This window comes from Parvibaculum sedimenti, from assembly GCF_009184905.1.
Lineage (GTDB): Bacteria > Pseudomonadota > Alphaproteobacteria > Parvibaculales > Parvibaculaceae > Parvibaculum > Parvibaculum sedimenti.
This window is the reverse complement of sequence record NZ_WESC01000005.1, coordinates 160,401-178,925: the sequence shown is the minus strand read 5'-3', so window position 1 is coordinate 178,925 and position 18,525 is coordinate 160,401. Positions and strand designations below refer to the sequence as shown.

Genomic DNA, 18,525 nt, shown 5'->3' with positions numbered 1-18,525 from the left:
AGGCTCCGTGCCAGTCGGCGCGGTTGGCTGCTCCTGCTCTTGAGGCCTTCTAATCTATTGGAAGATAGGGACCTTCCAAAGGTTTACCAAGAGCCGTTTCCCTCAATCGACCCCTTCAAATGTCGCATCGGGGCGTAAAGGCCGGGTTACGGAACCTGAAAGAGCCCGGTTTTGAAGAGCTTCAGGCCTGTTTCAAGGCCAGCCATGCCAATCCCGATGTGGGGCACAGCGAGAAGGCTCTTTCCCTTCCAGAGCGCGGGCAAGCCGGGAAGCGCGGATTTCGGCACGCCGGCAGGCAGCAGATCCTCCTTTTTCAGGATCGTCGTCCCTTCCGCGCCAAGCGCCCGCCACTCCGCCCCGGCTCCCCCGCGCGGCAGGGCACGAACCGTAATTTCGAAGCGTCCATCCCAGATGGCGGCCTCTCCCGGCTTCAGGCGAAGCGGCAGCGCCCTTGCAGCGGACGCTACCTCGCGCACCACGAGAAGCCTGGTGCCGTCGCGTGTGAGCTTGCAGCCATGGAGCGTGCGCCCGAGCTTGCCGGCGTCCAATGCCTTGTGGAGCGCCGCTAACGCATCGAGCCGCGGCGGGTAATCGGAGCCGCTGACGCATTTCAGGATTTCAGCCAGCGCGCGGAGGGCGATTTCCTCGGTCGCCTTCAAAAGTGCCGAGATGTCGGCTTCGACATAGCCTTCCGGCGCGAGCCGCGCATGGGTGGCAAGAAGCGCATGCGTCTCCGCCTCTAACGCGGCGCGGACGCGGGCCATGTTCGCCGCCGTGTCGGCCAGGCGTTCGGGACCAAGGCCGAGAGCTGCGAGTTCCTTCAACATGCGCCGCGCCTTCACACGATCGAAGCGCGTGTTCTCGTTGCTTGGATCCTGGATCGCTTCGAGGCCTGCCTTCTCAAGCGTCGCCGCGAGACGCGCGCGGGAAAAGCCGAGCAGCGGGCGCAGCAGACGAATGCCAGGCGCGCCGGGCATCTCGCGCAGGGGTGCCATGGCGGCAAGCCCATCGACGCCGCTCCCGCGGGCAAGCCGAAGCAGAAAGGTTTCGGCCTGATCGTCCTGATGATGCGCGACAAGAATATCTTCGACGCCTTCCGCGCGGGCCGCTTCTGCAAGGAGTCGATAACGCGCTGCGCGAGCCGCCGCCTGAATGCCGGACGAGGGCTTCTCTCCCTCCCAGACGAGGATGCGGTGCTCCACGCCAAGCGACTTCGCCATGCGGGCAGCGAGACGCGCTTCCCTGGCCGACTCCGGCCGCAATCCATGATCGACGGTGAAGGCGAGGAGCCGCATGCGGGGCTTTCGCTTGGCCCAGCGCGCGGCGAGAAAAAGCAGCGCCAGCGAATCGGGGCCGCCGGACAGCGCGACGGCGAGCCCGTGCGATGGCGCAAGCGCGCCGAGGCTCGCGGCGAATTCCGCCGCGCTCACGGGCTCTTTGCAAGTGATGCGAGATGCGCTCATGCGCCGATCATGGCGCGGGTGCGCGCCGAAGGCCAATGCTGGATCAGCAACCGGACTTCTGGCGCTCCTGCTTCGCACGCGCGACGACGGCGGGAGCCGCTTGCGGGAACTGCTCCTTCAACTGACCGAAGGTAGCGCAGGCCGCGTCCTTCTGGCCGAGCTGGTTCAGCGTCATGCCGAGCTTCAACAGGCTGTCGGGCGCTTTCGCGCTCTTTGAATAAGTGGTGTAGCCCTTGAGGAAGCTGTCGGCAGCGTCCTTGTACTGACCCTGCACGTAATAGGTTTCGCCAAGCCAATATTGCGCGTTACCCGCCAGCGCGTCCTTGGGATGCTCGGCGAGGAACTGCTTCAGCGCATCGCGGGCCTGCGGGAACTGGCCGCGCTTCAGAAGGTCGATGGCGAAATCATATTGAACCTGCGGCGTCCCGTTGGGGAGGACGGCGGCTGGCGCAGCAACAGGCTGCTGCGCAGGGGCTGCGGCACCCGGCGGCGTCAGCTGCCTCGGCGCACTCGCGCCTGCGGGAGCGGTGTCGTCATTCATGATGGGGCCGGTCGCTGGCGCTGCCGCCGCACCCTGCCCGGCGGCGGGAGCAGCAGCGCCGCCACCCTGATGAATATCCTGGAAGCGCAGATCGACGTCCGCCTTGAAGGTCTGAAGGTCCTGCGACGTCTGGTCGATCCGGTGACTCAATTCCTCGACGCGGCCGGTGAGTGTGCGAATCTGGTCTTCGATGTCGTTGAGCCTGACGGTTGTATCCGCCGAGGGCGCGCTACCGCCGCCGCTCGACCCGCCATCACCTGAATAGCCACCGCCCTGCATGTCGTTTACGGAACGCTCCAGCCTGTCGAGGCGATTGTTGATGGCGCGCAGATCCGAATCATCGGCTGCGGCGCTCAAGGGCACCAGAACGGGCATTCCGACGAGGGCGGTAAAACCCGCCATGACGAGGAAGTTCGCTTTTGTCACCTGATCCGCCTCAAGAGGTTTCGGACGATGGGAGGCAAGACTCCTGACGAAGCACCTGCCCACGAGCCATCGTAACGAGAACTGCGACCAAAATGGGGCGCCTCTTCTTCCGGTTTGAACCCGACCCGGTTTCACGCCGAAGGCTTGCCCCTGAAACACAGAAGCGCCCTCCCGCAATCGCGGAAGAGCGCTCCCGATAATTCGGCTGCGTCAGCGATTAGCTGCCGGCGCCTTCGGCAACAACCGTCACAGCGCGACGGTTCTGGGCCCAGCAATCCTCGTTCGATTCGAGGCACACCGGACGCTCTTTGCCGTAGGAGATCGTCTTCAGGCGCGAACCATCGACGCCATTGGCGACGAGGAAGTCCTTCGCGGCGGTGGCGCGACGGCCGCCCAGCGCGAGGTTGTATTCGCGCGTGCCACGCTCGTCGGCATGGCCTTCGATCGTGAAGGTCAGGTTCGGGTACTTCTGCGCCCAGGCGGCCTGACGCTGGAGCGTGGCCTTGCCTTCGTCCTTCAACGTCGACTTGTCGAGGTCGAAGAAAACGCGGTCGCCAACATTGGCAACCAGGTCAGCCTGCGTGCCGGGCTGGACCGTCGAGGTGCTGGTGCCAGCGCCGCCGGCGTTGCTGGCCGTGTCGGTCGAGCTGCAAGCGGCGACCATCAAAAAGGCTGCGGCCACGGTGGCGAACCGGAGGCCTGCATACGGGGACTTCATTCGGGTGCTCTCCTTTTAATCTCTGCGGCCAAAGGTGCCTCAGCGTTCCCTTATTTGCTGTTGCATGCCAAACATCCTGGCAAAAGAGGATTCCTCCTTTGCCGGGAAGTCGAGGCTCTACAAAGTGGCCCGAAGCTCATCCGAACCATGACACGCCGCCCAGAAATTGGCCGACGCTGGGGTTGCCGTACCGCAACAAAATATTAGCTGTGCCCCCAAATGTCCGCAAGGGCCTTGGGATGGCTGCGTCTTTTCGGCATGGGCGGCGTGATATTTTTGCATCGTTTTTGCCGGACACGGTCCATTTTGATCGTGTCCGGCCATTCTCGCGTTACTGAATTCGGGGCGACCAGGCAGGGTCGGAAGCGAAAGTCGGGGTCGGCACCTGCCTTTCGTTGCGCCCGGTCAGGTCGACCGACCAAAGGTGGGGGCCGCCCTGCGCGCCACGTGTTTCGCGGAAGAACATGAGAACACGGCCATTTGGCGCCCAGGTCGGGCCCTCATTATGGAAGCCTTCCGTCAGAACGCGGTCGCCCGAGCCATCCGGCTTCATGACGCCGATGACGAACTGGCCGCTGATCATCTTGGTGAAGGCGATAAGGTCGCCACGCGGCGACCAGACCGGCGTCGCATAGCGGCCCTGGCCGAAGCTGATGCGATGCTGATTCGAACCATCGGCGTTCATCACATAGATCTGCTGCGAACCGCCACGATCCGATTCGAAGGTGATCTTCGTGCCGTCGGGCGAATAGCTCGGCGCGGTATCGATCGCCGCCGTGCTGGTCAGGCGCGTCACCTGCCGGCTGCGAAGATCCATCGTGTAGATGTTCGCGTTACCGCCACGCTGCAGACTCATCACAACCTTCTGGCCGTCGGGCGAGAAGCGCGGAGCGAAGGTCATACCCTTGAAATCGCCGACGACTTCCTGCTGGCCGGTCTCGATGTCGAGCAGGTAAACGCGCGGATTGTTGTTGTGGTAGGAGAGATAGGTGACCTCCTGCGAATTCGGGCTGAAGCGTGGCGTCAGCACGAGTTCGGCACCATTGGTCAGGCTATGCGGGTTGTAACCATCCTGATCCATGATCGAGAGGCGCTTCACACGGCGATTCTTCGGTCCGCTCTCAGCCACGTAGACGATGCGCGTATCGAAATAGCCCTGCTCGCCGGTGAGCCGCTGATAGATCGCGTCAGCGACGAGATGGGCGACACGGCGCCAGTTGTCGGGCGTGGTGAAGAACTGAAGGCCCGTGAGCTGCTGCTCGCCATAAACGTCCCAGAGACGGAACTCCACGCGAAGCCTGCCATCGGACTCCATCTTCACTTGGCCGGTGACGAGGGCCTGCGAATTGATGACGCGCCAGTCGCCAAAGCGCGGCGGCACATTGATGTCGGTCATCTTCTCGATGAAGGACGCCTTGGAAAGCGGACGGAAGAGGCCCGAACGCTCGAGATCGTTGGTCACAACCGTCGAGATATCCGCGCCGGCCGAGGCTTCCTGTCCCGGAGCGCCGAGGAAGTCGGTAATGGCGATCGGCATCGGCTCGGTATTGCCCTGCGTGATGTCGATCTGCAGCGCCGCCTGCGCCGGGGCGGCGAAAAGACCGGTCGCGACCAGAACAAGCGCGAGAGGAAGCCGCATCAATGCCCGTCTCAAGCCGAAAACCGCGCGGCCGAGCTCACGAAAATCAAACATCGCCGTCTCTCCTTCAAAAAGGTCAATCGCTCAGCGTCAGGACACATACGCACGACCGGACGCCTGGCGCGCGCCAACTCGCTTTCAAATCACCCAACTCGACTTCACATCACAATGCGTCGGGCAGCGAGAACTTGATATCCATGTCTCGCCACGTATTGAATTTCTCCGCCGGCAGAAAATCATAAGGCGCGCATTTCAGGATCGCCTGCACCGTCCGCTCGGCGAAGAGCCTCGATATACTGCCTCCACCCGACTCTTCTATGACAGGCCGTCCGGCCAGCGACCCATCGAGGTTGAGCGAGAAGGTGACGCGCGCATAGAGCTTGTTCGCGTCCGGCGTGCCGGCGAGATCGCTCACATTCCAGCACTGCGACACCTTCTGACGAATGACGTCGATCTCGCTGCCCGTCATGGGCAGGTCGGGATTGTCGGTCTCCGCCGCGTCGGCCTTTTCCTTCGTGTCCTTCGCCTCGTCGGGCTGCGTCGCTGAGTCGGGAATCTTGTTCAGAAGCGCCGCAATGTTCTTCGGGTCGAACTTCTTTTTCGGCGGCTTCTTCTCTTCCTTCTTTTCGACGACGGGCTTCTTCGTCTCCGGCTTCGGAGGTTCCTTCTTTTCTTCCTTTTTCTTCGGCGCGTTCTTGTCCGGAATGGGTTCGGCCTTCTGGTCCGGCTGCGGCGGAGCGGGCTTGGGCTCTGCCTTTTCAGGCTCCGGCTGCGGCACAGGCTTCGGCTTGTCGGGCTCGGGCTTCACGGCCGGTTTCTCGACCGGCTTGGGCTGTTCGACCTTCTTCTTCGCCTGACGCTTCAGGTTCGTCACATCGGAGACGGTCAGCAACTCGACCGGCAGGACGCGCATGGGCACAGGCGGCAGCTCCTTCGGCGAAGGAAGCACCACCACGGTCGCTATCAGCACCAGAGCGTGAAGCCCGGCGGAAAAAATAAGCGGCCTGTTGCGCATCATCGAACTGGTTATTTCGCTTTGCCCTTTGCAGGCTTCGACCCGGTAGCTGAATCCGTGACCAGACCGACCTTGCTGTAACCCGCGGAGCTGATGCGGCTCATGACATCCATCACGCGGCCGTAATCGATACCGCTGTCGGCCCGGATAAAGATGCGCTGCTCATATCCGTTCTGCGCGATCGCCTGAAGGCGCGCCACGATCTCATCAGGCTCGACGGGCGTTTCCTGCAGGAAGACCTGGCCGCTGGCATTGATGGTGACGGTGAGCGGCTCGTTGTCTCCGGACAGCGCGGCGGCTTGCGTCTTGGGAAGATCGACCGGCACCCCCACGGTGAGCAGCGGCGCCGCCACCATGAAAACGATGAGCAGCACCAGCATGACGTCGACCATCGGCGTCACATTGATTTCGGACATGGGCGCACGCTTGTACTTGCTGCGCCCGCCTCCCCTGCCGCCGCTAACGGAAAAAGCCATGGTTCAGCCCCGCTCGTCGAGCTGACGGGACAGGATCGCCGAGAACTCGTCCGCGAAGCTTTCCAGGCGCGTGCCGAAACGGCCTACCTGGCTGGAGAAGCGGTTATAGGCGACCACTGCGGGGATGGCGGTGAGAAGACCGAGCGCCGTGGTGAACAGCGCTTCGGCGATACCCGGTGCAACGACGGCCAGATTGGTGTCGCGGCTGATGGCAATCGACTGGAAGCTGTTCATGATGCCCCAGACGGTGCCGAAAAGGCCGACGAAGGGCGAAACCGAACCAACCGTGGCGAGAAAGAGGAGCCGGCCTTCGAGGCCCAGCATCTCGCGGTTGATCGTCACCTGCATCACCTTGTCGACACGCTCCTTGAGGCCAAGGAAGCTGTCGGTAACGATTTCCTGCGAGCGGCGCCATTCGCGCATGGCGGCAATGAAAAGCGCCGAGAGCGGGTGGCCGGGGCGGTGGCCCATCTCCTGATAGAGGTCATCAAGCGAGCGGCCCGACCAGAAGGTGCGCTCGAACTGGTCGGCGAGACGCTCGACCCGGCTGAAGCGCCACCACTTGTCGAAAATGATCGCCCAGGACCAGACGGAGGCGAAGAGCAAGCCCAGCATCACGACCTTCACAATGAGGTCGGCATGCATGAACAGGCCCAAGATGGAAAAGTCCACCGGCGCCGCATTCACGGTCTGGTTGGCGATGACCTGCGCTGTGTTCACGCCGGTATCAATACGGGTCGTCGGATCCATTCCTTGCCTCTCCGAAATCACGGGCCTTTATCGGAGCGGCGTTCTGCGTCCGACTTTTCATGCCAGGCTTGCTGCACCGGCACGCGTTCGTCCCACAAATCTGCTTCCGAATTGAAGCCGAAGTTAGTCCACGAATTATGTCGAAACGGTGGCACTTTGTGGGATATCTCACGGATTCAAGAGCTTAGAAAGCGAGTTGTTGCCTGGCGAGCACAACCGCTCATTGAACCGCCGGTTGGACATAGGTTTTCAACGCATCGCGCACCTCGGCAGGCATGCGCCGCGGCCTTCCCTTGAGGTCGATCACCGCCGCGAAAACCTTCGCCCGCCAGATCGGATCGAGTTCGCCGGCCGCCTGCCGGTAGATCGCCTGTTCCGCTTCGAGTCGCGCGCCGCCTGCGCGCGTGTAGCGCGTGTGGACCTCAAGCAGCTCGTCGATGCGGGCGGGCTTCACGAAGTCGATCTCCATCCGGTGGATGGCGAAGGCGAGCGGGTCCTCGCCATCGAAGAGTTCGGTGTGGCTGATGCCCACGACCCTGAGGAAGTCCGACCGGCCACGCTCGGCAAAGCGCAGATAATTGGCGTGATAGACGATGCCGGAGAAATCCGTGTCCTCGTAATAGACGCGGACCGGCAGGATATGTGTCTGCCCCTCGATTCGGCCTGCAAGGTCCGGCCATTCGCGCGCGCTCATGCCTCATCCTCGCCTGTGAAGAGCGCCCCCTGCCCGGCCACGCCGCCGGCAGGCACCGGGAGGCTCAGATGGCCGAAGGCCGCCGCCGTGAGCACACGTCCGCGCGGGGTACGGTTCACGAAGCCCTGCTGGATGAGATAGGGCTCGATAATCTCCTCGATGGCGTCGCGCGGCTCCGAAAGGGCGGCCGCGACCGTTTCAACGCCGACCGGTCCGCCCGCGAAGCTGACGGCGATGCAGCGCAGATAGCGATGGTCGAGCGCATCGAGGCCGCGCTCGTCGACCTCCAGCCGCTGCAAGGCGCGATCAGCCTCTTTGGCATCGATGGTTTTCACGCCATCGACGGCCGCGAAGTCGCGCACACGCCGCAGCAGCCGCCCGGCAACGCGAGGCGTACCGCGCGCCCGGCGCGCGATCTCATGGGCGCCGTCCGCCGTCATCTCGATGCCAAGGAGCCTTGCGCCGCGCCGCACGATGAGTTCGAGTTCGGCAACCTCATAGAAATGCAGACGCACCGGAATGCCGAAACGGTCGCGCAGCGGCGTGGTCAGAAGGCCTGTCCGCGTCGTCGCGCCGACCAGCGTGAAGGGTGCGAGGTCGATGCGCACAGAGCGCGCGCCGGGGCCTTCGCCGATGATGAGGTCGAGCTGGAAATCCTCCATTGCGGGATAGAGGATTTCTTCCACTGCGGGTGTCAGCCGATGAATTTCATCGATGAAAAGCACGTCGCGCGGTTCGAGATTGGTCAGCAGCGCGGCAAGATCGCCAGCCTTGGAAATCACCGGCCCCGAAGTCGCGCGGAAATTGACGCCCAATTCGCGGGCGACGATCTGGGCGAGCGTCGTCTTGCCGAGGCCGGGGGGGCCTGCGAAAAGCACATGGTCCAGTGCTTCGCCGCGCGAGCGGGCGGCTTCGATGAAGACGGCGAGATTCTCGCGGGCGCGCGCCTGCCCTACGAAATCGGCAAGCGCCAAGGGCCGGAGCGAACGCTCGGCTTCATCCTCGTCCTTCTTGCGTGCGCCGATAAGGCGATCCGTCACCGTGCCAACTCCTTCAGGCCCTGCCGGATAAGCTGCTCCGCCGTGGCGCCACTCTCAAGCTTCTTCACGGCGCCGGAAATGGCCGATGCCGCCTGCACCTGCGGATAGCCGAGATTGACCAGCGCCGAAATCGCGTCGCGCATGGCGACCGAATGATTGCGGGCGGCACTTTCCTCGACACCGAGGGGCGCGCCGACATCAAGAACCGCATTGAGACTGGTCGACGCGGGCGCCTTGTCCTTCAGCTCCGCGACAATGCGGGCGGCGACCTTGGGGCCAACGCCGGGCGCGGCGGACACAGCCTTCTTGTCTTCCAGCGCGATGGCGCGGGCGAGGTCGGCAGGCGTCAACGTCCCGAGAACGCCCAGCGCAACGCGCGTGCCGACACCCTGCACGCTCAGCAGCAGCCTGAACCAGTCGCGTTCGAGATCGGAGGTGAAGCCGACGAGGCGGATCGCGTCTTCGCTCACCTTTGTTTCGATGGAAAGCGTCACCGCGCCGCCCGGCTCCGGCAGCGCGTCGAGCGTCCGGCGCGAACAGGTGACGAGATAGCCGACGCCGTTCACATCCACGATCAACCAGTCGGCGCCGACCTCATCGACAAGACCTTTGAGCTTTCCGATCATCGCGCCACGCCCGCCTTGAGAAGTGCCGCCGCGATGCGTTCATTCGCGCCGCCGGAATGCGCATGGCAAATGGCGATCGCGAGCGCGTCAGCCGCGTGTTCTGTCTGAACACCGCAGCCCGGGAGCAACATTTCGACCATCATCCTGATCTGCGCCTTTCCGGCATGGCCCGCGCCCACGACCGACTTCTTGATGTGGTTCGCCGCATATTCGGCAACCGGAAGCCCCGCCCGCGCGGGCACCAGCAGCGCCATGGCGCGCGCCTGACCGAGCTTCAATGCGGCGACCGGATCGCGAGCCACGAAGACCTGTTCGACCGCGGCGCCGTCTGGCGAATAGGCTTCGAGCACGGAAATCAGCCCGCGCTCGAGCTCGACGAGACGTTCAGCGACGCCGAGCTTGTCGTTCGACGTGATCGTGCCGTTGGCGACATGAACGAGACGCGCGCCCGCGACATCGATCACGCCCCAGCCGGTGGCGCGAAGACCCGGATCGATTCCGAGATATCGTTGAGAGGCCGGCATGTGCGGGCGCTGCCTCCATGCCCTGGCTTCAGCGGCGGGCGGGTTTACTCCGCCCCGGCGTCATGACGCGGCCCGATCAGGCCGACATCTTGGCGAGCGCCGAATCGGAGATTTCGAAGTTCGCATAAACTTGCTGCACATCGTCGTCGTCGTCCAGCACGTCGAGCATCTTCAGGAGCGTCTCGGCCTTGTCGTCCTCGAGCGGAATCGAATTCTGCGGCTTCCAGACGATGCTGGCGGCGCGGGGCTCGCCGAACTTCGCCTCGAGGGCGCGGGCGACCTCGTGGAGCTGCTCGGGGGCGCAGAAAATCTCGTGCCCCTGCTCGCCCGACTGGCAATCCTCGGCGCCCGCGTCGATCGCCGCTTCGAGCATGTCGTCGGCGCTGGCGACTTCGGGCGCATATTCGACGCGGCCGAGGCGCGAGAACATGAAGGAGACGGAGCCCGTTTCGCCGAGATTGCCGCCATGCTTGGTGAAGATCGAGCGCACCGAGCTTGCCGTGCGGTTGCGGTTGTCGGTCAGCGTTTCGACGATCACGCCGACGCCGCCGATGCCGAAGCCCTCATAGCGGACCTCTTCGTAGTTCTCGCCGCCCTGATCGGTGCTCTTCTTGATGGCGCGTTCGATGTTGTCGCGCGGCATGTTTTCGGCGCGGGCGGCCTGAATGGCGGCGCGCAGGCGCGGGTTGTATTCCGGATCGGCGAGACCCTGCTTGGCCGCGACCGTGATTTCCTTCGCGAGTTTCGAGAACAGCTTGGAGCGCTTCTTATCCTGCGCGCCCTTGCGGTACATGATGTTCTTGAATTGCGAATGGCCGGCCATGGCGACTCCGATTCCTGACGGCGCCGCCGCGAGGCGGCCTGCTTCGCCGCCCACGGGGCGGCATTCATAATGCCTGATGCCCGGCTTTATAGGGGGCCGCTTTCCCAAAATCCATAGTGCGCCTGCGGCCTTCGGCCCGGCTGCGCTTCACCGGGGAGAGAATACACGTTATGCGTGTTGTTAAACAACATATACTCGTTTAACGTGTGCTTAACGATTCACTACTACTGTGAGGACGTTCCGGTTCACACCGATGGTCGCCCAACCGTCCGAACCGGAACGAATTGCAGCAGGTCCGCTGCCGTGGCCCGCCCAAACCCACGGCACGGACTGCCCCCGCAGGACGCGGCGGCAAACGCGCCCCGCCCATGGCACCTCACCCACCTCGGAGCCATGAGCGGGGCGTATTGCGTTTCAGACTTCCCCCCGCCTTCCCAGAATCGTTCCGGCGCTCCACGCTGTTCTCTCGCCGGGTGGAGGGCTTCATGGGTAAGCGTGAGAGATTCCGACTTTCCGTATCGGTTTTCGCAGTATTGAGGCGGGAGGATCAGGTACTCCTGATCCGCCGGGCGAACACCGGCTGGCTCGACGGATTGTTCAGTGTGCCCGCAGGAGCCATGGACGGCGACGAGCCGGCTGCACTTGCCGTAATCCGCGAAGCCTCTGAAGAGGCGTCCGTGAGCATCGATCCGGATAACATCCGGCTCGCCCATACGCTTCATTGCCGCACCGAAGGCGACGAGTGGCTGGGCCTTTTCTTCGAAGTTTTCGCATGGGACGGAACACCGAAAATCGGTGAGCCCGACAAACATAGCGATCTAACCTGGGCACCTATTTCAGCGCTACCAAACGACCTGGTTCCTTATGTCCGGCAAGCGCTCACATGTATCTCAAGCGACATCGCCTATTCGGCATATGGCTGGTAGCCAGCCTCAGCCGCCGTAGATCGTCGTCGGCCAGGCATAGTCGGGGCTGAGCTTGCGGCCAAAGGCGGCTTCCTCGATGAAGCGGGCGACGAGCCGCTCATTGAAGATCGCGTGATATTTCGCATGGCCGGCCTCGGCGATCGCACGGCGTTCGTCGTCATGCGCGATGAAGTAGCGCAACTTTTCCGCGAGATCGGGCACCCCGTCGTAAAAGACAAGTTCGCGCTCGGAAAAAATGTCGCCATAGCCCGAAGAGCGGGCGACAAAGACGAGAAGTCCGTTGCCGACATATTGCGCGATGCGATCCGACGAATAGAGATAGTGATCGTCGCCGCGGCTCAGATTGAGCCCCATTCGTGCGCCCGAGATAGCGTCGAAATAGGCCGCGCCGAAGACCGGCGCATGATTGTCGAGTCCGTAAAAATCGCAACGCGCTTCCGGCACTGCCGCCTGAAGCGCCCGCATGAAGGCGGCGCGCTGCGGCGTTCCCTTCTCGCTGATGATGCTGCAGAGGAGATCGAAGGCCTGATCTGTGCGGGCAAAGCCTTCCATCGCTTCGAGCGAGCGGTCGGCTGGATTGGGAATGAACGCGATGCGATGTCTGCGCGTCGCAAACTCCGTGAGCGGCTGTCCCGCCGTCGTGATGAATGTGATATCGGCGACTTCCGCAAAGCGGCGCACGCGCGGCGGGTTCACAGCCTCGAACAACGGATCGAGATTGACGACGGCAAGGACAGGCGCAGGCTTCAGCGTCTTCAGCTCGCGCAGCGTATCGTTGGAAATGATATCCGCATGGACCAGCAGAACGAGATCCGGACGGAAACTCCTGCACAATTGGACAAGGCGGCGGTTTGCGCCGCCATCGCCGACACGGCCGATGCCCAATCGCCCCGCTTCACGCGCCACGTCGCGGTCGCTGAAGGGCATGACAAAATGGCCGTTGCGGATGAAGCCGTTCATCAGCTTCCGGACAGTCGCGTAGAAGTTCGCGCCAGCCTTGCGTTCGTTGAAATTTCCGACGATTGCAATTCTCATGAATGCGCCAAACCTGTCTCGTTCAAACGTCTGGTAGCGCGCGCTTCAAACGACCGCCGATGCGCACGGGCTCAATGCGCGAGGCAAGGCCCCTCGCATCCGTTTCGACGAAGACGCCGCAAAGGGTCGCCGGGCCCAGCGCAGGCTGGAAACGGCCGCTTGGAATCTTTGAGAGGAAGCGGTTTAGCGGCTCATCCTTTTCCATTCCAATGACGGAATTGTAATCGCCGCACATGCCCGCATCGGTCTGATAGGCCGTGCCACCCGGCAGCACCTGCGCGTCGGCAGTCGGCACATGGCTATGCGTGCCGACGACGAGGCTCGCGCGGCCATCACAGAAATGACCCATCGCCATTTTCTCGGACGTCGCCTCGCCGTGGAAATCGACAAGGATCGCATCGGCCACCTCGCCCAGCGGGCAGGCATCGAGTTCGCGTTCGATGGCGGCGAAGGGATCGTCCAGCGCATCCATGAAAACGCGGCCCATGGCATTGATGACGAGAACGCGCTCGCCCTTTGCCGTCTCAAAAAGATGGGCGCCGCGACCCGGCGTGCCCTTGGGAAAATTCACAGGACGAATGAGCCGAGATTCGCGTTCGATGTGAACCAGCGCCTCACGCTGGTCCCATGCATGATTGCCAAGCGTCACCACATCGACGCCCGCGTCGAAAAGCTCTTCACAGATCTGCGCGGTGATGCCGAAACCGCCGGCAGCGTTCTCGCCATTCACAACGACAAAATCGGCGTCCAGATCGGCACGCAGACCCGGCAGATCGGAAATAATGGCATCGCGAGCCGCCCGTCCGACGATATCGCCCAGAAACAACAGCTTCATTCAACTCATCCTGCGACGACGCCCTGAAGGCCCCTATCCAACGGGCCAGGCGCCTCGTTCCGTCACGATCCAGTCGAGACGTTGATCGCCGGAATCTTCCGGCAGTTCGTCGGCCTCCTGCGCCGAGAAGGCGAGGCCGACTGCGAGAATGGTGTTTTCGCCTCTGGCTCGCAAAAAAGCCAGCGTCCGGTCGTAATAGCCGCCGCCGTAGCCGAGACGGCGCCCCGCTCTGTCGAAGGCGAGAAGCGGCACAATCACGACCTGCGGCATCAGGATAGGCGCCCCGACATCCGGCGCGCGCGTGCCATGCGGGCCGTCAATAAGCGGATCGTCCGGGCGCCATCGCCTGAAGGTGAGCGGGCTCGCCGGGGCCTCGACCGAGGGAAGAGCGCAAGGAAAGCCGCGCGCATCGGCTTCCCTCAAGATTGCCATGGGGTCGGCTTCCGAGGAAATCGGCGCATAACCGGCAATGACCGCGCCGGGGACGAGCGGGATTGCCTCGAAGACATGGCGTGCAAAGGCTGGCGCGGCGTCTGTGCCCAGAATGGCCTGCGCGGCGGAGCGGCGGTCACGGGCGGCAATGCGCGCCGCGTTCTTGGCCTCGGCAACGCTCATGAGAGCACCGCCGGGCGATTGGGTGGGGCCACCTCGGCCGTTGGAACGTGGATCCTCGGAGACCTACATAAGTAGGTGGGCGCCGTGTGAAGAGGACCAGGGTCCTCCCCAGGGACAGCTCCCTTAAGGATCGTAAGGCCCCGAGAGAAAGTGTTCCTGACGCACCAGGCAGCACCCAACTTCATTCTATCCGCCTTAAAGTGCCCCGAGGTCAAGCGCGGCGGCGTCGCGGCCGTCTCCAGCCCGCAAATGAGGCTCACGCGGCCTCAATGCGGCGCGCAATGTCCTCGATGCGGCGAGCGGCGCTGTCGAGCACGTCGCCGAGCAGGTCTTCCGCCTCGCGCGAGCGTTCGAGTGCCGCAATGCGGGTCTGTGTCAGTTGCTCGATGTCGGCTTCGAGCATCTTCACCTTGGCCAGCGCGTCGGAAAGCTCGTCGGCGACCAGAAGCGAGGCCATGAGCATGAGCCGCGTTTCACCGATCTGCCCCACTTCGCGGGAAAGGTCGGTGACATGGAGGTTGATGTGGGCGGCGAGATCCTTCAGATGCGCCTCTTCGCCATCGCCGCAGGCGACGACATAGGCGCGATCGTTGATGTGAACCGTGACCTGTCCCATGGTGACCTCTATTCCGCCGCCAGCACTTCGCGGATGCCCTCAATGGCATTCGCCAGCGTTTCGGACGCCCGCTCGTTCAGCTCATTGAGCCGCCGCGCCTCGAATTTCATATGGTCGAGTTCCTCGGCGAGCTTCGCCCGGTCCTGCTTGAGCGCGTCGAGCTCGTTTTCGAGCCGCGCAGCCGATTGGGCGCGCAGGAGCTGGCGGTGAATGCCGGCTTCAAGCCTGTCGAGCGCCGCCTTGAAGCGCTCCGTCGCGGAATCGAGTTTGCTCATACGCTGCTATATATCCGGAATCGGGGGCCGAGGCCCTTCATTTCTCAAGATAGGCGCGCGCCGAAAGCGAGGCAATATCGGGCGCCGCGCCCGCGTCCCGCCGAAGACGGAACATTGACCGCGGGGAGGGCTGCGACGAGCCGTCACGCCGGTCCGAAGGCGCGGAAACGCGGGCCGTTTTGCATGAATCCATCATTGACTCTGCGTAACTCGGTGGTCATTGTGGCGCCGCTCGCCAGACCCCCTATACGGACGGATTCGGCCCCGCAAGTTTCAGCATTCGCGGGCCATTTTGAGGTCCGGAGCATGGGCTCCTGACACGGCGCGGTGAATGCGCCAGATCTTCGATCAGACCCGGCTCCGCGCCCGGATTCCACCCTCCAGGAGGTTTGGCGGAGGGTCAAGTTCCGAGGCTCAGAGAGTATAGACATGACGACATCCGATCAGTCGGCCGCCCCCCGGGCTCAAGCCTCGGTTTCACATCGCGACATGGCCAACGCCATCCGGGCCCTTGCCATGGACGCCGTGCAGCAGGCCAATTCGGGCCATCCCGGCATGCCGATGGGTGCCGCCGACATGGCAACGGTGTTGTTCACCAAATTCCTCAAGATCGACCCGAAGAAGCCCCATTGGCCGGACCGCGACCGTTTCGTGCTGTCCGCCGGGCACGGCTCGATGCTGCTTTATGCCGTCAACTACCTCCTCGGCTACGAGGACATGACGATCGAGCAGATCAGGAATTTCCGCCAGCTCGGCGCGATCACGGCGGGCCATCCGGAATATGGCCATGTTCAGGGCGTCGAAACGACGACCGGCCCGCTCGGCCAGGGCATCTCCACCGCTGTCGGCATGGCAATGGCCGAAAGGCTCGCCGCCGCCCGCTTCGATGGCGTGGTCGATCACTTTACTTATGTCATCGCGTCTGACGGCGACCTCATGGAAGGCATCAGCCACGAGGCGATCAGCCTTGCCGGCCATCTGCGCCTTTCGAAGCTCATCGTTCTTTACGACGACAACGGCATCACCATCGACGGCTCGCTCGACCTTTCGGAGTCGGGCGACGCGCTGAAGCGTTTCGAGGCTGCCGGCTGGAACGCGACCCGTATCGACGGCCACGACGCCGACGCCATCGAGGCCGCCATCGCCAAGGCGCGGAAGTCGGACAAGCCGACGCTCATCGCCTGCCGCACGGTGATCGGCTACGGCTCGCCGAACAAGCACGGCAAGTCCTCCTCGCATGGCTCGCCGCTTGGGCCGGACGAAATCGCCCTCACCCGCCAGACGCTCGGCTGGGACGCGGCGCCCTTCGTCATCCCCGCCGATATTCTGAGCGCCTGGCGCGCCGCGGGCACCGCCCACGCCAAGACCAGCGCTGAATGGGAAGCGCGCGTTGCGAAGCTCGATGCGGTCGTCCGCGCCGAGTTCGAGCGCCAGCTTTCAGGCAAACTCCCTTCGGACTTCGCCAGGGCGATCAGCGACTACAAGAAGAAGCTCACCGAGGAAAAACCCAACTGGGCGACGCGCAAATCCTCGGAAGAAGCGCTCAACGTCATCAACGCCGTGGTCCCCGAGACGATCGGCGGCTCCGCCGACCTCACTGGCTCGAACAACACGCGCTCCAAGGGCCAGAAGGCGGTCACTGCGACGGATTTCTCCGGTTCCTTCATCCATTACGGCATTCGCGAGCTCGGCATGGCTGCTGCCATGAACGGCATCGCGCTGCACAAGGGCTTCATTCCCTATTCCGGCACCTTCCTTGTCTTCACCGATTACTGCCGTCCGGCCATCCGCCTGTCGGCGCTGATGGAGCAGCGCGTCATCTATGTCATGACGCATGACTCGATCGGCCTCGGCGAAGACGGCCCGACGCATCAGCCGGTCGAGCATCTCGCCTCGCTCCGCGCCATGCCGAACCTCTATGTGTTCCGTCCCGCCGACGCGGTCGAAACGCTGGAATGCTGGCAGCTCGCGCTCGAAGCGGAAAAGACGCCCTCGATCCTCGCCCTGTCCCGCCAGAACCTTCCGACGGTGCGCAACACCTATACGGAAGAGAACCTCTGCGCGAAGGGCGGCTACGAGCTTTCGCCTGCCACCGCGCCCGCCAAGGTGACGCTCATCGCCACCGGCTCGGAAGTCGAGATCGCGCTTGCCGCGCAGAAGCTTCTCGAAGCCGAAGGCATCGGCGCCCGCGTCGTCTCCATGCCCTGCGTCGAACTTTTCGAAGCGCAGTCGCGAGACTACAAGAAGAAGACGCTCGGCGAAGGCACGGTGAAAGTCGCCATCGAAGCCGCCATCCAGTATGGCTGGGACCGCTATATCGGCGAGAACGGCGCCTTCATCGGCATGCCCGGCTTCGGCGCCAGCGCCCCCGCCAAGGACCTTTACAAGCACTTCAACATTACCCCGGAAGCCGCGGCGGCCGCCGCGAAGGCTTGCCTCGGGGCCTAACCTCGTCAGGAGATCTCAGGAAATGGCTGTCCGCGTCGCAATCAACGGTTTCGGTCGTATCGGGCGTCTCGTCCTTCGCGCCATTGCGGAGTCTGGCCGCAAGGACATCGAGGTCGTGGCGATCAACGACCTCGGTTCGGTGGAAGCGAATGCCCACCTGCTGAAGTGGGACTCGGTCCACGGGCCCTTCCCCGGCAAGATCAAGGTAACGAAGTCGTCCTTCGATCTCGGCCGCGGCCCGATCAAGGTGCTCGCCGAGCGCGACCCGTCGAAGCTCCCCTGGGGTGACCTCGGCGTCGACATCGCGCTCGAATGCACGGGCATTTTCACCTCCAAGGAAAAGGCCTCGATGCACCTGACCGCCGGTGCGAAGAAGGTCCTGATCTCGGCTCCCGCCGATGGCGCTGAAATCACCGTCGTCTATGGCGTGAACCACAAAGATCTGAAGAAGAGCCACAAGATCGTCTCCAACGCGTCCTGCACGACGAACTGCCTCGCACCGGTCGCTCAGGTGCTCAACAAGGCCGTTGGCATCGAGCAGGGCTACATGACGACGATCCACTCCTACACGGGCGACCAGAACACGGTCGACACGCTGCATAGCGACGCCCGTCGCGCCCGCGCCGCGGCCCTTTCCATGATCCCGACCTCGACGGGCGCGGCCAAGGCCGTGGGCCTCGTTCTGCCGGAACTTAAGGGCAAGCTCGACGGTACCTCGATCCGCGTTCCGACCGCGAACGTCTCCGTCATCGACCTCGTCTTCACCGCCAAGAAGAAGACGACCGCCGAGGAAGTGAACGCCGCGATCATTGCCGCCGCGAAGGGCCCGCTGAAGGGCGTGCTCGCGACGACCGACGAAAAGCTCGTCTCGGTTGACTTCAACCACAACCCGGCCTCATCGACCTTCGATCTCACCCAGACGCAGGTCATCGACGGCAAGCTCGTGCGCGTGCTCAGCTGGTACGACAATGAGTGGGGCTTCTCGAACCGCATGGGCGACACCGCCGTCGCCATGGGCAAGCTTCTCTGATCTCGGATAA

The 18,525-nt window shown here is 63.4% G+C and carries 20 protein-coding genes and 1 other RNA gene; 3 read left to right on the top strand and 18 right to left on the bottom strand.

The window, feature by feature from the left end:
• Positions 1-146: 146 nt before the first annotated feature.
• The 12 genes from tilS to F2P47_RS07095 all read right to left on the bottom strand — a co-directional run bounded on the left by tilS (position 147) and on the right by F2P47_RS07095 (position 10,735).
• Entirely contained in the window at positions 147-1,463 is a 1,317-nt protein-coding gene (tilS, locus tag F2P47_RS07150) for a tRNA lysidine(34) synthetase TilS (RefSeq protein ID WP_152215656.1), read from the bottom strand.
• Between the two features lie 43 nt (positions 1,464-1,506).
• Positions 1,507-2,430: a tol-pal system protein YbgF gene (ybgF, locus tag F2P47_RS07145; protein ID WP_152215655.1), complete on the bottom strand. Its 924-nt coding sequence runs from the start codon at positions 2,428-2,430 to the stop codon at positions 1,507-1,509.
• A gap of 217 nt (positions 2,431-2,647) precedes the next feature.
• On the bottom strand, positions 2,648-3,148 hold the full coding sequence (gene pal, locus F2P47_RS07140) for a peptidoglycan-associated lipoprotein Pal (RefSeq protein WP_152215654.1): 501 nt from the start codon (positions 3,146-3,148) through the stop codon (positions 2,648-2,650).
• 331 nt (positions 3,149-3,479) lie between these two features.
• A complete protein-coding gene (gene tolB, locus F2P47_RS07135; protein ID WP_152215732.1) occupies positions 3,480-4,787 on the bottom strand; it encodes a Tol-Pal system beta propeller repeat protein TolB in 1,308 nt (435 codons plus the stop codon).
• A 163-nt stretch (positions 4,788-4,950) separates the two neighbouring features.
• A complete protein-coding gene (locus F2P47_RS07130) occupies positions 4,951-5,805 on the bottom strand; it encodes a hypothetical protein (RefSeq protein ID WP_152215653.1) in 855 nt (284 codons plus the stop codon).
• A gap of 8 nt (positions 5,806-5,813) precedes the next feature.
• Positions 5,814-6,278 carry a protein TolR gene (gene tolR / locus F2P47_RS07125; RefSeq protein ID WP_152215652.1) on the bottom strand — a complete coding sequence of 155 codons (465 nt, stop codon included), beginning with the start codon at positions 6,276-6,278 and terminating at the stop codon, positions 5,814-5,816.
• A 3-nt stretch (positions 6,279-6,281) separates the two neighbouring features.
• The gene (gene tolQ, locus F2P47_RS07120; RefSeq protein ID WP_152215651.1) at positions 6,282-7,028 is read right to left on the bottom strand and encodes a protein TolQ; all 747 of its coding nucleotides are present in this window, start codon (positions 7,026-7,028) and stop codon (positions 6,282-6,284) included.
• Positions 7,029-7,248: 220 nt separating this feature from the next.
• Positions 7,249-7,722, bottom strand: a complete 474-nt coding sequence (locus F2P47_RS07115; protein WP_152215650.1) for a YbgC/FadM family acyl-CoA thioesterase — start codon at positions 7,720-7,722, stop codon at positions 7,249-7,251.
• Positions 7,719-8,762, bottom strand: a complete 1,044-nt coding sequence (gene ruvB, locus F2P47_RS07110; RefSeq protein WP_152215649.1) for a Holliday junction branch migration DNA helicase RuvB — start codon at positions 8,760-8,762, stop codon at positions 7,719-7,721. The genes F2P47_RS07115 and ruvB overlap by 4 nt, the downstream gene beginning before the upstream one ends.
• On the bottom strand, positions 8,759-9,388 hold the full coding sequence (ruvA, locus tag F2P47_RS07105) for a Holliday junction branch migration protein RuvA (RefSeq protein WP_152215648.1): 630 nt from the start codon (positions 9,386-9,388) through the stop codon (positions 8,759-8,761). The genes ruvB and ruvA overlap by 4 nt, the downstream gene beginning before the upstream one ends.
• Positions 9,385-9,912 carry a crossover junction endodeoxyribonuclease RuvC gene (gene ruvC / locus F2P47_RS07100; RefSeq protein ID WP_152215647.1) on the bottom strand — a complete coding sequence of 176 codons (528 nt, stop codon included), beginning with the start codon at positions 9,910-9,912 and terminating at the stop codon, positions 9,385-9,387. The genes ruvA and ruvC overlap by 4 nt, the downstream gene beginning before the upstream one ends.
• Before the next feature lie 76 nt (positions 9,913-9,988).
• Positions 9,989-10,735, bottom strand: a complete 747-nt coding sequence (locus F2P47_RS07095) for a YebC/PmpR family DNA-binding transcriptional regulator (RefSeq protein WP_152215646.1) — start codon at positions 10,733-10,735, stop codon at positions 9,989-9,991.
• A 485-nt stretch (positions 10,736-11,220) separates the two neighbouring features.
• Between F2P47_RS07095 and F2P47_RS07090 the strand changes: the two genes are divergently transcribed.
• Entirely contained in the window at positions 11,221-11,661 is a 441-nt protein-coding gene (locus F2P47_RS07090; RefSeq protein WP_185680994.1) for an NUDIX hydrolase, read from the top strand.
• 6 nt (positions 11,662-11,667) lie between these two features.
• Here F2P47_RS07090 and F2P47_RS07085 read toward each other — a convergent pair whose 3' ends face one another.
• The 6 genes from F2P47_RS07085 to F2P47_RS07060 all read right to left on the bottom strand — a co-directional run bounded on the left by F2P47_RS07085 (position 11,668) and on the right by F2P47_RS07060 (position 15,037).
• Positions 11,668-12,696 (bottom strand): glycosyltransferase family protein, encoded by a 1,029-nt coding sequence (locus F2P47_RS07085; protein WP_152215644.1) that lies wholly within the window; start codon positions 12,694-12,696, stop codon positions 11,668-11,670.
• 22 nt (positions 12,697-12,718) lie between these two features.
• Entirely contained in the window at positions 12,719-13,531 is an 813-nt protein-coding gene (locus F2P47_RS07080) for a TIGR00282 family metallophosphoesterase (protein WP_152215643.1), read from the bottom strand.
• Positions 13,532-13,564: 33 nt separating this feature from the next.
• Positions 13,565-14,146: a 5-formyltetrahydrofolate cyclo-ligase gene (locus F2P47_RS07075; protein ID WP_152215642.1), complete on the bottom strand. Its 582-nt coding sequence runs from the start codon at positions 14,144-14,146 to the stop codon at positions 13,565-13,567.
• Positions 14,147-14,167: 21 nt separating this feature from the next.
• Positions 14,168-14,324, bottom strand: a non-coding RNA gene (ssrS, locus tag F2P47_RS07070) — 6S RNA.
• A gap of 78 nt (positions 14,325-14,402) precedes the next feature.
• Entirely contained in the window at positions 14,403-14,762 is a 360-nt protein-coding gene (locus F2P47_RS07065) for a cell division protein ZapA (RefSeq protein ID WP_152215641.1), read from the bottom strand.
• Between the two features lie 8 nt (positions 14,763-14,770).
• Positions 14,771-15,037 carry a DUF4164 family protein gene (locus F2P47_RS07060; RefSeq protein WP_152215640.1) on the bottom strand — a complete coding sequence of 89 codons (267 nt, stop codon included), beginning with the start codon at positions 15,035-15,037 and terminating at the stop codon, positions 14,771-14,773.
• 429 nt (positions 15,038-15,466) lie between these two features.
• On the opposite strand from F2P47_RS07060, the gene tkt reads away from it, so the two are divergent.
• Positions 15,467-17,485 carry a transketolase gene (gene tkt / locus F2P47_RS07055; protein ID WP_152215639.1) on the top strand — a complete coding sequence of 673 codons (2,019 nt, stop codon included), beginning with the start codon at positions 15,467-15,469 and terminating at the stop codon, positions 17,483-17,485.
• A gap of 22 nt (positions 17,486-17,507) precedes the next feature.
• Positions 17,508-18,515 (top strand): type I glyceraldehyde-3-phosphate dehydrogenase, encoded by a 1,008-nt coding sequence (gap, locus tag F2P47_RS07050; RefSeq protein WP_152215638.1) that lies wholly within the window; start codon positions 17,508-17,510, stop codon positions 18,513-18,515.
• The last annotated feature ends 10 nt before the right edge of the window (positions 18,516-18,525 follow it).

What these genes read in the sequence shown, in the direction of transcription:
- tilS (WP_152215656.1), bottom strand. Translation starts at nt 1,463, where the DNA reads ATGAGCGCATCTCGCATCACTTGCAAAGAGCCCGTGAGCGCGGCGGAA.
- pal (WP_152215654.1), bottom strand. Translation starts at nt 3,148, where the DNA reads ATGAAGTCCCCGTATGCAGGCCTCCGGTTCGCCACCGTGGCCGCAGCC.
- tolB (WP_152215732.1), bottom strand. Translation starts at nt 4,787, where the DNA reads ATGCGGCTTCCTCTCGCGCTTGTTCTGGTCGCGACCGGTCTTTTCGCC.
- F2P47_RS07130 (WP_152215653.1), bottom strand. Translation starts at nt 5,805, where the DNA reads ATGATGCGCAACAGGCCGCTTATTTTTTCCGCCGGGCTTCACGCTCTG.
- tolR (WP_152215652.1), bottom strand. Translation starts at nt 6,278, where the DNA reads ATGGCTTTTTCCGTTAGCGGCGGCAGGGGAGGCGGGCGCAGCAAGTAC.
- tolQ (WP_152215651.1), bottom strand. Translation starts at nt 7,028, where the DNA reads ATGGATCCGACGACCCGTATTGATACCGGCGTGAACACAGCGCAGGTC.
- F2P47_RS07115 (WP_152215650.1), bottom strand. Translation starts at nt 7,722, where the DNA reads ATGAGCGCGCGCGAATGGCCGGACCTTGCAGGCCGAATCGAGGGGCAG.
- ruvA (WP_152215648.1), bottom strand. Translation starts at nt 9,388, where the DNA reads ATGATCGGAAAGCTCAAAGGTCTTGTCGATGAGGTCGGCGCCGACTGG.
- ruvC (WP_152215647.1), bottom strand. Translation starts at nt 9,912, where the DNA reads ATGCCGGCCTCTCAACGATATCTCGGAATCGATCCGGGTCTTCGCGCC.
- F2P47_RS07095 (WP_152215646.1), bottom strand. Translation starts at nt 10,735, where the DNA reads ATGGCCGGCCATTCGCAATTCAAGAACATCATGTACCGCAAGGGCGCG.
- F2P47_RS07090 (WP_185680994.1), top strand. Translation starts at nt 11,221, where the DNA reads ATGGGTAAGCGTGAGAGATTCCGACTTTCCGTATCGGTTTTCGCAGTA.
- F2P47_RS07085 (WP_152215644.1), bottom strand. Translation starts at nt 12,696, where the DNA reads ATGAGAATTGCAATCGTCGGAAATTTCAACGAACGCAAGGCTGGCGCG.
- F2P47_RS07080 (WP_152215643.1), bottom strand. Translation starts at nt 13,531, where the DNA reads ATGAAGCTGTTGTTTCTGGGCGATATCGTCGGACGGGCGGCTCGCGAT.
- F2P47_RS07075 (WP_152215642.1), bottom strand. Translation starts at nt 14,146, where the DNA reads ATGAGCGTTGCCGAGGCCAAGAACGCGGCGCGCATTGCCGCCCGTGAC.
- F2P47_RS07065 (WP_152215641.1), bottom strand. Translation starts at nt 14,762, where the DNA reads ATGGGACAGGTCACGGTTCACATCAACGATCGCGCCTATGTCGTCGCC.
- F2P47_RS07060 (WP_152215640.1), bottom strand. Translation starts at nt 15,037, where the DNA reads ATGAGCAAACTCGATTCCGCGACGGAGCGCTTCAAGGCGGCGCTCGAC.
- tkt (WP_152215639.1), top strand. Translation starts at nt 15,467, where the DNA reads ATGACGACATCCGATCAGTCGGCCGCCCCCCGGGCTCAAGCCTCGGTT.
- gap (WP_152215638.1), top strand. Translation starts at nt 17,508, where the DNA reads ATGGCTGTCCGCGTCGCAATCAACGGTTTCGGTCGTATCGGGCGTCTC.